Genomic DNA, 13031 nt, shown 5'->3' with positions numbered 1-13031 from the left:
AGCTTTGAAAAAAACTTTATGATAACTTTGCATTTTTTGTAGCCTATCTAGCGACATTAAAATTTTGCTGTTCTATACTGAAGATATAGCCCTCATGAAACGAAGACAATGAGAGGGAGCAAGACAAACAGAGGTAAATCCTATGATAACTGTATTGGGATCGCCGAATTTGGATTATGCTATCAGTTTTGCACTAGAAAGTATAAATTCTATCAAGCTAGAGGCTTTTAAGCGATTTTTTGTGGATATGCCGGTTGATCCTTATATCAAAGGCAAATATCGCTCTCGTAGATTATCTCGGTTTAAAATATCTGGAAACGAGTTAATTAAGCTGCCTCATGGATACTTCTACCAAAGCAAAGCTTACAACCCGCTATTGGGAGATATCAAGAGAGAGTTTGCTGAACTTGATGATCAACTCATTACACTAGATGAATTGAAAAAGCTGGTTTTTGAGTTTAGCGCTTATTGCAAACTTCCGCCGGATGTTGATATCGCTGTTCATCAAATTAGAATCTCTTGTTCACCGAGTAATTTTGGCAATCCTGCGCCGGAAGGGATTCATCGAGATGGCTGTAACTTTCTTGGCATTTTCGCGGTTGACCGGCACAATATAATAGGCGGTGAAACCCATCTTTATAAAGCCAAGAAGGAAAAGCCGCTTTTTAATAAAGTTTTGAATCCCGGCGAACTTCTTTTGGTGAATGACAACGAGTTTTTTCACTTCACTACTCCCATCAAACCCATAGCGGATGGTGAGGGGACGAGAGATGTATTTGTTCTAACTGCGCCAAGCTTATTTACTGAAGAATAGCGCCGGCATCTGCAATTTGCAGTTATACAAATTCACTCAACTTTAAAGATTTTACAATCCACAAGATAAGGGGAATTGAAAGCAGTCATTTCCCCTTCTTTTTTGCCTAAAATTGGAAATAATCTTGCAGATAGCGGTTTATCTAGCTTAATCGCTAAAGCCGCCATATCAATTAAAATTGCTTCTAGTCTTTCAATGGTTATATTACCCGCCACCGGCACCGTATCTAAACCACAACCACAAACGGCAGAATATAATAGTAAGTTTGTTAAATTATAAGTTCCTTCATTCACTCTTTGGGCTAAACCGGCATCTTCACAAACCGGCAACATTAAACCTGAGTAACCGCAAAGTTTTACAGAGAGACTTTTCAACACCCGAGTAATCATCGCAGAAATTGCCAGCGTTCCTTGATCCCCAAATTTTTCTAAACCAAGGGCTTCATAAGAAAAAGCAATGCTGGCAGTTTTGTCAAGAGATGGGGCAAGGGATGAATCGATTCCCCCATATTCAATGTTAAATTTATCGAAAATTTGTTCCGCAATGGCTTCAACTTTAGGAAGTTTCTCTTCAAGTATTCGTTTAAAATTCGCCTCCGCTTCTGGCAGATTTTGAGACTGGCTAAAGGCTGCCATTACCAAATCCCCGGACTCTAAACCAATCGCAAAAGAGGGGTTACCTTGATGGTAAGATATAGGAAAGAACGGAATTCCAGGCCGGCAGTTTGCCCCAGCACAAAATCTAAAATTTCCAAAACCCTCTTCTGTCTCTTCAGAAATGCGCTTAATAACTTTTGCCGATTCCCTAGCATTTTCAAAGTGAATGCCGGCATCAACATCACCAATTTTACTAGAACAGTAAATTACCGATGAATTTTTAATATTTTCTGGAATAACAGCAATCTGTTCTGGATTACCCACACAGCCAATACTCAAAAAGTTAATATTCAAGTTATGGCAAATTTGCTCAAGTCCTTGAATTTCCTTAACACTTTCTGTACCGGATAAAGCCGGCAAATATTCCGCCCAGGAATTTGTTGCAATTCGGGTTGTTTGAACTTGATACCCCTGCCTCTCAAAAAAAGCCTTTGCTTGCTGATTAAATTCAGCCGCTTGGGTAATCCTTTCTTCTTCTATGGGAGATTGCAGGGAGATGCCGATTGTAATCGTTCTAATTTTCATAAAATTACATTTGATAATCTCTCCTTAATTCTTCCGATATTTACTGCTTTCTTCCTCGCCCCTTATCCCCGTCCATTCCATTTAATCGGATGGCTAGGCGGCGACACCCAGCCGGCATCATCAGCAGAACCCGTTTCCTCATCCAGCGCCTTCACAACCTTATTGTAAATTTCTTCTGCCTGTTGGGGAGAATTACCAATACTCGTCAGTCCCAATTTGCCAAATTGAGACAAGCAACCCATTAAATGAAAAACCGTTCCTGTCTCCGTACTACTATCAAAATGCAACTGGTTGTGAGCGATAATATCCATCAAATCATTTGGCAACAAGCCCTGATATCGGTCTTTTTGCAAATTATCAGTTGCCGTGTAAAATTTTGGACGCCCTTGCTGACTGTAAAATAAACCCGTAGATCGCTCATACCGGCCATTTGTTAGCAGCTTAAGCGTCATAAACGGATGGGTTGTGCCGCCCTTACGCAAGTTAATTTCAATTGCCTGCATATCCCATTGGCCATTATCTTGACGCACTGCAATAAAATCAACCCCAAAACGCTCTAAAGCGCCTTTTTCCGCCAAATTCTGACCCACTCGCACCCCTAATTCTTGCAAGCGCAGGCGATAAACCTCATCGGCGGGAAATCGGCATCCCAAGAAAATCTGGCCATCAGGACCGCCTAAAATTTGGTCGTGGGTGGAAAGAATTTCAACCTCGCCATTGGGCATAATCCGCCCCTGCACACTGGGCGATCGCTTCTCTTCCCCTTCAATAAACGCCTCTGCGATCGCCCCCAATTCTGGAATGCGACTGCTAAAGTTTTCCCAGGTTTCGTTAACGGCTTGGAAGCGGAGTGAGGAAAACTGTTCGCGGATCGCTTGCACTCGGTTTGCCGGCGCGACATCCTGCAACGGCTTCAAGTCTAGCAGGGCGTTGCCTTCTCCCGAAAACCCTTCGTTTAGCTTAATCACCATCCGTTGCAATTGCGGTTCTTTTGCCCACAATTCACCGGCTGCTTCTGCCAGATCGTCAGCCGTGTGAACTAATTGGCTGCCGGCTGGAAGGGGGACATTACATTCGGTAAAGATTTGCCGGCTGCCGCTTTTCGTACCCCAATACAGCAAATCCGGCGCAGCCGCTAGTAAAGGGATGCCCAACTGCACTGACAAAGCCTCCTCTAGCGGCGTCGAGTTGTAGCAAATCATGTAAGATTTCAGCGGATCTAATGCCTGCCGAATCCGTTGCATTAACCGAGGGCGTTCTAAAATCTTCTCACTCAGTGGCTTGGGAGAAGTATCGTAGGTGGAGAATAACAGCAAACGATCGCGGGCGTGAGAAAACGGAATTCCCGGTAACAGCTGCAAATAGTAATCGATGACGCTAGGGTGCAGCGGCTGGGATGTGACGTAAATTAGCCGAGTAAAAGGGTTACGGAGGCGGATGAGCGAAAATAGCAGCCGTTCTTCATAGTGATGCACCCCTTCAATCTTCAACATTTCTCGTTGATCGAGGCTCAGAGAGGGGACGACTAAAATATCGTAGTCGCCGGTGTCAAACAAATCCACACTTTGCCAGCGAGTGCGTAAATCAGTCTGAAGTTGTCGGAACTTGTCCGCCTGATCAATGGATGATAAATTTTGAGATTGCATGACCCCAGACCCACCTTTAACCCGATACCAGCGATTTTACAGAGATTACAGGCAAATGTGGTTCCCCCGTCACATTTGGCAATATTTTTTTAATCTTGGCTGACTCGATGCGAGTGTTCTTTGCTTTTCCCCACAGCGTTAAACTAGGAAAGCCAGGACAAAGCATTTGCGTGGAGTGTTGTGAGAAAGAACTATGCAAGTTAAGGAACAGCGCTACTACTCCCCCGAAGAATATTTAGAGTTAGAAACGACTGCTGAATCCAGAAGCGAATATTTTGAGGGTCAAATATTTCCTATGCCTGGTGGACTACCGAATCACAATCAAATTGCCGGCAATCTTTATGCCTCACTAAATTTTGCTTTCAAAAGACAGAATTATCGCGTCTTTATCAGCGATATGCGTTTGTGAATACCTGAAGTGCGACTCTATACTTATCCAGATGCAATGATTGTTTCGGGTGCTATAGAGTTTGCTGAGGGGCGCAGAGATACGATTACTAACCCGATAGCAATTGCAGAAGTTTTATCAGAATCTACAAAAAACTATGATCGAGGTGAAAAGTTTAAACTGTATCGGCGTATTCCAAGTTTAAGAGAATATATTTTAATTGAGCAATCTGAAAATTCGGTTGAGCAGTTTTTTAATAATGAAAATAATCAATGGTTAGTTTCTGAATATCAAGATGAAGAGGCAGTGCTAAGTTTAAGTTCTGTTGAATTGAAAATTGCGTTTTCAGACCTGTATCATAATGTTGAGTTTGAATCTGTGGATGAGATTTAGGCAAAAGATTTTTTAACCACAGATGCACACAAATAAACACAGATGGGTTAACTGTTGTGTGGTAGAGAATTGGGTGAGGGAGAATTTTTGCCGGCAATTTAATCTTTAAGGTTCACCGGCAGCAAATCCATTTCCACAATGGATGGGTGCTTCCTTGCCGGCGAATGTGCAATACGCGATCTTCCAAGTGCTTTTGTTCCTTACCGGGCATTCCTAGCAGAATATTTCGACTTTGCCAAACGAGAACTGATAAAGTCATGCCGATACAAATAGAAAGTCCCAATGCCGGCAAGGGATTATAAGCCAAGCTATAGCGCACTGCTACCCAAGTAAAATGATCTTGCCACAGGGCAATTTCTGAGCGTAAAGTCCAGAGGCTCAAACTACCCACATTAGCCCACAATAACCCCACAACTAGCCACCGGCTATAAACAGTGAGCCGGTGGAGTCGTTGCACTTGAGACTGAAAGGTGGAGTCAGAATTAGCCGACGTGGCAGGCGTCTCGCGATCTTGCCGATCTTCTGGATAAGCCATAGCAGATTCAATTTGCCTGGTTGAGAAGATGCACTCTGGGGGCGTATCTAACGATCTGGGCTGGCAGATATTTCAGGGTTTTCTGTCCCGGGTGCCGGCCCTGCTATCGCTTTACCCGTGCGCTCTCTCCACCAAGCAAGCAAGGAACTTGCAATGAAGATACTTGAATAAGCACCGGCAGTAAAGCCAATAATTAACGCAAGGGCAAAATATTTCAGTGTTTCGCCGCCAAACAGAAAGATGGAAAACAGCGTCAGCAGCACGGTTAATGTTGTATTAATTGACCGTGTCAGCGTTTGATTAACGGCATCGTCCACGATTTGGTTGATATGCTGGTCAGGATGGAGAGCGATCACCTCTCGCACCCGATCGTAAATCACCACCGTATCATTCACCGAGAAACCGATAATCGTTAGCAGCGCCACGATAAATAAACTGTCCGCTTCCACCCCCAGCACTAAGCCGAGAATCGAGAAGATGCCTATAGTGATCAAAACATCGTGGAACAATGCCACGAAGGCAAAAAAGGCATAGTCTAACTGGAAACGGAAAGTCAGGTAAATCGTGATGCCGGCAAAGGAGATCAGCAGTGCCAGTAAGCCGGAAGAAAAAATCTGGCGTCCTAAAGTCGGGCCAACGGTGTCGATCCTAACGGCTTGAGGGTCAAAGGCACCGATTTTCGACTCTAGAGTGGATCGCAGTTGAGTGCGATCCTGCTCTTTCAATTCCTTTGTCCGAATGGAGATTACCTGCTGATCTTTTACTTTTGGATCTTTATCCAAAATTTGGATCGTACTGCCGCCCAAACCCTGCTGTGTCAAGAGATCCCGGACGGTGCCAATTTCGATCCGGCGGGGTTTTGAAGGATCGGCTTCGCTAACGCAATTGTTCGGTTTGGTACAGTCGAGTTCAAACTGCAACCGCGTTCCCCCAACGAAATCTAGGCTAGGACGAAGGGGGGCACGGATGTCTGGCCGAGTCCAAGAGATGACCATTGCGATCAGACCGCTGAGAATGATGGCGATAGAAATTGTCCACCAAAGCGATCGGCGTTTGATAACGTTGAGTTTCATGCACTCCCTGCCTTAGATTTCAATGACATGGGCAGATTGGGACAAAACCATTGTGGTTTCCGCAATTGCGGAAAGCTGATGGCAAAAAACAGCAGAGTGCGACTGCAAGTGAGGGCGGTAAACATACTCACCAACACCCCTAAGCCGAGGGTTAGAGCAAAGCCTCGCACCAAGCCGCTTCCCAACCAAAACAGGGCCGCACAGGCAATCACTGTTGTGACGTTGCCATCTAAAATACTGGAAAAAGCACGATAAAAACCTGATTCTACAGAGCGATACAAACTTTTACCGGCTCGCAATTCTTCTCGCGTGCGCTCAAAAATCAGCACGTTGGCGTCAACAGCCATCCCAATACTGAGAATAAACCCGGCAATTCCAGGCAAGCTTAAGGTGACGCCGAGTAACACAAAGCTAGCCAACGTCAGCAAAGAATAGATCACCAGGGAGATATCGGCAATGACTCCGGGCAGCCGGTAGTATACGCCCATGAAAATCAGAACTAAAGTCAGACCCCCTAGGCCGGCATAAATACTGCGCTGAATGCTATCGCGTCCTAGTGTGGCACCCACTGTGCGGTTTTCGACAATTTCTACCGGCACCGGCAAAGAACCACCTCGCAACTGCACTGCTAGTTCATTCGCGGCTTCTGCTGTAAAGCGTCCCGTAATCACCGCATTGCCGCCGGTGATGCCGGATTGGGCAAATTCTGGCCCGACAACCGGAGCACTAATTAGCCGTTCATCAAGGAAAATGCCGATGCTGCGTCCAGTGCCGGCTAGATTTTTGGTCAGTTCCGCAAATTTCTCACCTCCCACCTGATCAAAGCCGATGCCAACATTCCAGTTGTTCCCGCTTTGCTCTGGTTGAGCGTAGGCTTCTTTGAGATTTTTGCCGCCTAAACCAATGCGTTCGTAAAGTTTATCGAACAGCCCGTTTATTTGCTCATTTTTTTGCGCGAGCGCGGCTTGATTTTGGGCAATTGCAGCCTGATCTCCCCCGTTCTCCAGCTCAACCTGTTTCGTTAATAATTGCCGCAGTTCTTGCTGTCTAACATTTAATTCTGCGGTGACTTCCTGATTATTGTTTTCTCGCCGAAACTCTAGTTGAGCGGTTCCACCGAGAACGCGTTCTGCCTGTTCAGGGTCATTCACCCCTGGCAATTGCACAACGATTTGATCCTGCCCAACGGTTTGCACCAACGGTTCAGAAACGCCGAGTGCGTCAACTCGGTTTCTCACCACGCTCTCAACATCTTCTAACATTTGAGGCGTGATTTCTTTGATCTCATCAGTGGTTTTCACCTGAATGGTCAGTTGTGCGCCACCTTGTAGGTCTAATCCCAGACGGATTGGCACCCGATAAAGCACCGTAATGGCACCAATTATCAGAACTAAAATGAGAGCCAACCATGAAGTTTGTTTTTGCATACTTTTACCCGCTGCTACAATTTTAGATTTTAGATTTTAGATTTTTGATCGGAGATTCTATCCAAAATCCAAAATCCAAAATTGACTAGACTCGCAAGCCCACCATTTTTTGTACGGCTTCTACAATTTGCTCTGGTTGAACGATCGTCAGACGTTCCAGCGCACCATTGTAAGGTGTGGGAATATCTTGGGAAGACAACCGCAACACCGGCGCATCCAATTCATCAAACAAGCGATCACTGATTGAGGCAATTAATTCAGCGCCAATGCCACCGGTTTTCATGCACTCTTCAACAATAATCACGCGATGAGTTTTGCGGATGGAGGCACCAATGGTGTCAAAGTCAAGGGGTTTGAGTGAAATCAGGTCGATCACTTCCGGATCTAACCCTTCTTTTTCCAAACTTTTCACGGCTTGCATGACATGGTGACGCATCCGGGAATAGGTGAGGATGGTGACATCTTTGCCTTGACGCACGACTTCTGCCTTGTCGAGGGGCAGCAAATATTCCTCTGTCGGCAAGTCCTCTTTGAGATTGTAGAGGAGGACGTGTTCAAAGAATAAAACCGGATTGTCGTTGCGAATGGCTGATTTCAGCAGACCTTTAGCATTATAAGGAGTCGAGCAGGTGACGATCTTTAGACCTGGAACTGCCTGGAAATAAGCTTCGAGTCGTTGGGAGTGTTCTGCGCCTAACTGCCGGCCAACGCCTCCTGGACCCCGAATCACCATTGGGATTTTGAAGTTGCCGCCAGAGGTGTAGCGCAACATCCCGGCGTTGTTAGAAATTTGGTTGAAGGCGAGCAGCAAAAAGCCCATGTTCATGCCTTCAATAATAGGCCGCAGACCGCTCATTGCGGCTCCCACGGCCATGCCGGTGAAGCTATTTTCCGCAATGGGGGTATCTAAAACCCGCAGATCGCCATATTTTTTGTATAGGTCTTTTGTGACTTTATAGGAGCCACCATAGTGACCCACGTCTTCACCGAGGACAAACACCGAGGGGTCACGCGCCATTTCTTCGTCAATGGCTTCCCGGAGGGCGTTAAAGAAAAGCGTCTCTGCCATCTTATAGAGAATTTAATGGGTCAAACATTAATTTTAATCGCTTATGGTTGCACTTTGAGGATGAGAGCGGTAGAGATGGGCGGGGGCTTTCCTGATGTTCGTCCCGACCGCTTTTTGGTGAAACAGTGGGTTAAAAAATAATCCCTAGCTGAGTCACCTCATTGTCTACCACCAATTGCAGGTTGCCCTTGCTGTAAGTGGTGTCTGTTGCGCTGATCGTCTGGGTAAATCCAAATCCAGAGAGATTAGCACTCACCGCATCATCGGCATCACCGACGACCGTTAATCGGTTGTAATACCAAATCCGGTTATGACAGACACCCTACAAATTGCCCAAATCCTCTTGGAACACAGGTTTTGGCTTGGGTGAAAGGAGTTATACCAAAAAGGATTTGGTATAACCGCCACTTGCGCCCGTTTCAGACAGCAAATTCAGCAGCGATGCGTAATTTAAGGTGAGGGTATTATTTCCAATGCCGGTTAAATCGATACGCTCAATGCGGTAATTTTGGTATTGTCAGCAGCACCGACAGCTAAATCCAAAGCGTCTTCTATTCGTTAGCTTGCTGATTACAATTCGTGAAAAATATTTTAGCTGGCCTGCCAAATCTTGATGGTGCCATCTCCGCTGCCGGTGGCTAGCTTCTGGCCATCGGGGCTAAAAACAACGGACATCACTGAGTTTAAATTCTGAGAATAGCCGGTGAGAGAACACAGTCGTTTGCCGGTGATCATCTGCCAAATTGTAATCGTGCCATCCCCGCTACCACTCGCCAGCAGTTGCCCATCTGGACTTATCGCCACTGTATAAACTGCATCTGCATGACCGATGAGCGTGGTAGAACTATGGCCGTTCGCTAGCTGCCACAGCTTGATCGTTTTATCTCCACTGCCGCTAGCCATAGTTAGCCCATTTGAGCTAATGGCAACTGCATAAACGGCATCTTGATGACCGTTAAGCGTGTGTGAGGGCAGAGACCGGCTGCTTCTGTGCCAAATGTTGATGCTGCCATCACGATGTCCACTAATTAAGCTTTTGCCGTCCGGACTGATAGAAAGCGCATTCACCGGCACCGATGGATCGCAGAGGTTGTAGAGCAGTTTGCCGGTGCTTAAATGCCAAATGTTGATACTGCCGGCATGACTCTCGCCGGCATCAGCGTTACCTTTGTTAGCCGGTGTTGCAAAGACGGTGTCAGAAAATGAGTTATCGTTACCAGAAACAAGGGTTTTCCCATCTGGACTAAAGACGATTGCCATAACCCGACCTTGTCCGCAGAGTGTACGGAGTCGTTTGCCGGTTTCCATGTCCCACAAGTCAACGGTTCCGTCTGGAGCACCAATTGCCAGCATTGTGCCATCAGAATTAATCGCGACGGCATTAACGCCTAAGGGATAGCCAAACAGACTGCGGTGCCGATCGCCGGTTTCCAAATTCCATAGCTTTACAGTGCTGTCGCAGCTACCACTTGCCAAAATTAAACCATCTGGACTGAAGGCAAGGTCTGCGACTGGGCCTGAACGCTCCGAAAGGGTGCGGATGAGTTGGGCGTTTTGCCAAGACATGGAGGATAAATTAAGCGCGAATTTTGCAAACACGGTCATGGAGCTGGGAAGCTTTACCTTCCGAGCAATGCACCCTGTTGATAATTTAATTTTAGTACAACTTTTTTAAATGCCGGCATAACTTAACGATGCAACATCTAGAATCAGGCTATTTAAAATTTTACATTTTATGCAAAAGCAGTTTAAAGCAAAAATCTAATTTTTGCTTTAAACGCCGTAGCCTAATCAATTGTGGCTTTTTAAGATTTCTGCTAATTGTCGGTCGTTAATCAATTTTTACAATGACGACAGACAATTAACTTTTAGAAAGTATCTGTCCTGAAAATCAGAGTATTTCTCTATTTTTTGCTCGCTGCCAATCGGCGGCGCAATTTGCCTTTGTAAACGTTGAGAAAACGCTGAAAATCTTCTAATTGTAGTGAGAGTTCCGCCGGCAAGCCGGTAAGACCTTCTGCTTCACTCAGGTACTTCCGCCGAAAGAAACTCATCGGATCTGCATACACTTTGGAAGTAGCCAACGTCGGTTTTGGCCCGCACCAGTGAATTGCTGTTGCCGTTTCATCCTCCAAAATCGGCCCTGATGTTTCCATCGGAAAGCGCTTTCTGATTTCCTGTTGCTCAAAGTCTGGAACAAGCAATTGCAAATCTTCTTGTCCTACTTTAATTCTGCCTTGTTGAACCGCACGGAAAATCATGAAATTTAAAAATCCCATTTCTCCATATTTAAAAATTTCAGGATGCTTTTCTGTGAAATCCAAAATTTCCACATATTCATCTAGCGTGAAAATATCCCGCGTTCCAAAGAAAGCACCTGTACAGTAATAATTATTTCGATACTTTTGCCAATCAAAATCGGGAAAGTGTTGCTCAACTCCTTGAATATCAAAGAAGAATTTAGCAACGTCTTTGTCAGTATACGAGTAACAGGGCCGGTCAATAATCATGTCATAGTCCTTAAAATTTGCGTATTTAAGGACATTTCCCCAAACCATCGTATCTGCATCCAGCATCATAAAATGCTTCCAGGGGCTTTCCCAAAACCCGATCATTTTGGTTTTTCCCCAGCCAAAGCTTCTCTCCCTGAGAACCTTGTTGCTGATGTTAAGGCGATTGACGACTTTAACCCCATACGCCTTTTCCATAGAATCGACTGGAAAGGTTCCGTCAATCAGCAAAGCGAGGGGAACATCACCCAGGAAATGCCGGATGCTGGCACAGCAACCCTTGGCAAATAAGTAATCTGAGGCACAACAAGCTACAATGATGCCAAAATCTTCCATAATCGCTCACTACATCCTTGCTGGGTGATCGGTCATTAAGAGCTTTTGATGAGGACGCCTTTGAGCAACTTCCCGCAATCAACTGCTTTACATTTAATTAAGCTAGCGTCTGAGCTGAATCTTCCCAACGATAGATTTACAGCCGGCAACTTCATTCAATGCTAGCTGATCAGGCAGCTATTTTAAACGCAGCAGTGGCTTCTCGCCGGCTAGGAAAATCCAGGAGTTTGACTCAATCATAAATTTAGCAACTTCTGGCTATTTTGACATGGCTCGCCGCTTGATATCAGGCGCAATTATTGGTGACGCTGCTGGTGCCACTGCCATGCGTGGCTCAAAATATCACTTAAGTTTGAGTATTCAGGACACCAACCGAGAATTTTTCTGGCTTTGTTGCTACTGCCAACGAGAGCCGGCGGATCACCCGCACGGTGATCGCACTTAACTGCTTTAATTTCTTTTTCGGTTATAGCCTTGGCTGTTTCAATCACTTCTGTAACTGAGAAACCTTTGCCATTGCCTAAGTTAAATACGTCACTCTTGCCACCCTCTAACAAATACTGTAAGCCCAAAACATGAGCCGATGCTAAATCACTGACGTGAATATAGTCGCGAATGCAAGTACCATATGGGGTGGGATAATCGGTTCCATAAATTGAGATGGATTCACGTTAGCCTAGTGCGGTTAGCAACACAAGTGGAATGAGGTGAGTTTCTGGGTTATGATCTTCGCCCAGCAATCCGCCCGGATCAGCACCGGCAGCATTAAAATAACGGAACCAAACTGATTTGAAGTCATAGGCGACATCAAAATCAGAGAGCACTCGCTCTACCATTAATTTACTTGCCCCATAAGGATTGATCGGATTTTGATCGTGTTCCTCTGGGATGGGAATTGTGTGGGGGACGCCATAGGTGGCGCAAGTGGAAGAAAAAACAAATTTCTTAACAGACGCTGCCTGCATCGCTTCTAGCAGGGTCAGAGTGCCGGTAAAGTTGTTGCGGTAGTATTTGTCTGGAGCCGTTACCGACTCACCCACATAAGCGTAGACGGCAAAGTGCATAACCGCTGCAATTTCGTGTGTCGCAAACAGGTGATCCAAAAGGGCGCGATCATTTGTATCACCGGCAATAAGTTCAACTTGCAGTATCTTTTCTACAATTTCCCGATGTCCGTACACTAGGTTATCGAGAACAATCGGATCATAACCGGCACGTTGCAGCGCCAGCACCGCATGAGAGCCAATATATCCCGCTCCACCCGTTACCAGAACTGTTTGTTTAACTTGGGACACTGTTAAAATATTCCTATTTATTGGAGCCTGAATTATAGCGAGTTGTGTGGGGTGCCGGCTATAACTTGCTTTGGGTGCATCTGGGATTTGCCAAAATATTGGAGTGCGAGCATCTTGCTGCCACAGATGAGGACAAGCGAACAAGATGCCGACACGACAAGTTTAGAAAAAGGTGAGGCTCCCCTTGCTTTACTTTTTACCCGCTTTTACAAGATTTCCTAGTTTTTTACGAATCTTTTTATTGTAGACATATACAGCGCTTTTGAGAGATATGAGGTACACTCAAGGGAACATTAAAGGTATTGAGAATCATAATGAAACCGTACTCAGTAGATTTGCGAGAAAAAATAGTCAATGCTTACGA

At 45.5% G+C, this 13031-nt stretch carries 10 protein-coding genes and 2 pseudogenes; 2 read left to right on the top strand and 10 right to left on the bottom strand.

The features are described from left to right. Positions 1–142: 142 nt before the first annotated feature. Positions 143–814: a 2OG-Fe dioxygenase family protein gene (locus H6F56_RS16985; protein ID WP_190670354.1), complete on the top strand. Its 672-nt coding sequence runs from the start codon at positions 143–145 to the stop codon at positions 812–814. Between the two features lie 32 nt (positions 815–846). Here H6F56_RS16985 and H6F56_RS16980 read toward each other — a convergent pair whose 3' ends face one another. Then, positions 847–2010, bottom strand: coding sequence for a DUF711 family protein (locus tag H6F56_RS16980; RefSeq protein ID WP_323798859.1), 1164 nt, complete (start codon positions 2008–2010; stop codon positions 847–849). Positions 2011–2057: 47 nt separating this feature from the next. Beyond that, positions 2058–3641 carry a peptide ligase PGM1-related protein gene (locus tag H6F56_RS16975; protein WP_190670350.1) on the bottom strand — a complete coding sequence of 528 codons (1584 nt, stop codon included), beginning with the start codon at positions 3639–3641 and terminating at the stop codon, positions 2058–2060. Positions 3642–3834: 193 nt separating this feature from the next. On the opposite strand from H6F56_RS16975, the pseudogene H6F56_RS16970 reads away from it, so the two are divergent. Then, positions 3835–4422 (top strand): annotated as a pseudogene (locus H6F56_RS16970) (Uma2 family endonuclease). A gap of 112 nt (positions 4423–4534) precedes the next feature. Here H6F56_RS16970 and H6F56_RS16965 read toward each other — a convergent pair. The 8 genes and pseudogenes from H6F56_RS16965 to galE form a co-directional block, all read right to left on the bottom strand. Continuing rightward, a complete protein-coding gene (locus H6F56_RS16965) occupies positions 4535–4957 on the bottom strand; it encodes a hypothetical protein (protein WP_190670347.1) in 423 nt (140 codons plus the stop codon). Positions 4958–5004: 47 nt separating this feature from the next. Next, entirely contained in the window at positions 5005–6030 is a 1026-nt protein-coding gene (gene secF / locus H6F56_RS16960; protein WP_190670344.1) for a protein translocase subunit SecF, read from the bottom strand. Further along, positions 6027–7457, bottom strand: coding sequence for a protein translocase subunit SecD (secD, locus tag H6F56_RS16955; protein WP_190670342.1), 1431 nt, complete (start codon positions 7455–7457; stop codon positions 6027–6029). The genes secF and secD overlap by 4 nt, the downstream gene beginning before the upstream one ends. Positions 7458–7542: 85 nt before the next feature. Next, positions 7543–8526, bottom strand: a complete 984-nt coding sequence (locus tag H6F56_RS16950; protein ID WP_190670340.1) for an alpha-ketoacid dehydrogenase subunit beta — start codon at positions 8524–8526, stop codon at positions 7543–7545. A gap of 130 nt (positions 8527–8656) precedes the next feature. After that, positions 8657–8782 carry a hypothetical protein gene (locus tag H6F56_RS26925; RefSeq protein ID WP_255513735.1) on the bottom strand — a complete coding sequence of 42 codons (126 nt, stop codon included), beginning with the start codon at positions 8780–8782 and terminating at the stop codon, positions 8657–8659. A 335-nt stretch (positions 8783–9117) separates the two neighbouring features. After that, the gene (locus H6F56_RS16945) at positions 9118–10092 is read right to left on the bottom strand and encodes a WD40 repeat domain-containing protein (RefSeq protein ID WP_190670337.1); all 975 of its coding nucleotides are present in this window, start codon (positions 10090–10092) and stop codon (positions 9118–9120) included. A gap of 338 nt (positions 10093–10430) precedes the next feature. Beyond that, positions 10431–11372 carry a hypothetical protein gene (locus H6F56_RS16940; RefSeq protein ID WP_190670334.1) on the bottom strand — a complete coding sequence of 314 codons (942 nt, stop codon included), beginning with the start codon at positions 11370–11372 and terminating at the stop codon, positions 10431–10433. 296 nt (positions 11373–11668) lie between these two features. Continuing rightward, positions 11669–12667, bottom strand: a pseudogene (gene galE / locus H6F56_RS16935) (UDP-glucose 4-epimerase GalE). Positions 12668–13031 lie beyond the last annotated feature (364 nt).

Origin of the sequence: Microcoleus sp. FACHB-672 (assembly GCF_014695725.1) — a bacterium.
Taxonomy (GTDB): Bacteria; Cyanobacteriota; Cyanobacteriia; order Cyanobacteriales; family Oscillatoriaceae; genus FACHB-68.
The sequence above is the reverse complement of the archived record's forward strand: the minus strand, read 5'-3'. Positions and strand labels throughout refer to the sequence as shown.

Excerpts from the sequence above, each read along its gene's own strand:
- H6F56_RS16965 (WP_190670347.1), bottom strand. The coding sequence starts at position 4,957 with ATGGCTTATCCAGAAGATCGGCAAGATCGCGAGACGCCTGCCACGTCG.
- H6F56_RS16945 (WP_190670337.1), bottom strand. The coding sequence starts at position 10,092 with ATGTCTTGGCAAAACGCCCAACTCATCCGCACCCTTTCGGAGCGTTCA.
- secF (WP_190670344.1), bottom strand. The coding sequence starts at position 6,030 with ATGAAACTCAACGTTATCAAACGCCGATCGCTTTGGTGGACAATTTCT.
- H6F56_RS16950 (WP_190670340.1), bottom strand. The coding sequence starts at position 8,526 with ATGGCAGAGACGCTTTTCTTTAACGCCCTCCGGGAAGCCATTGACGAA.
- H6F56_RS16940 (WP_190670334.1), bottom strand. The coding sequence starts at position 11,372 with ATGGAAGATTTTGGCATCATTGTAGCTTGTTGTGCCTCAGATTACTTA.
- H6F56_RS16975 (WP_190670350.1), bottom strand. The coding sequence starts at position 3,641 with ATGCAATCTCAAAATTTATCATCCATTGATCAGGCGGACAAGTTCCGA.
- H6F56_RS16985 (WP_190670354.1), top strand. The coding sequence starts at position 143 with ATGATAACTGTATTGGGATCGCCGAATTTGGATTATGCTATCAGTTTT.
- secD (WP_190670342.1), bottom strand. The coding sequence starts at position 7,457 with ATGCAAAAACAAACTTCATGGTTGGCTCTCATTTTAGTTCTGATAATT.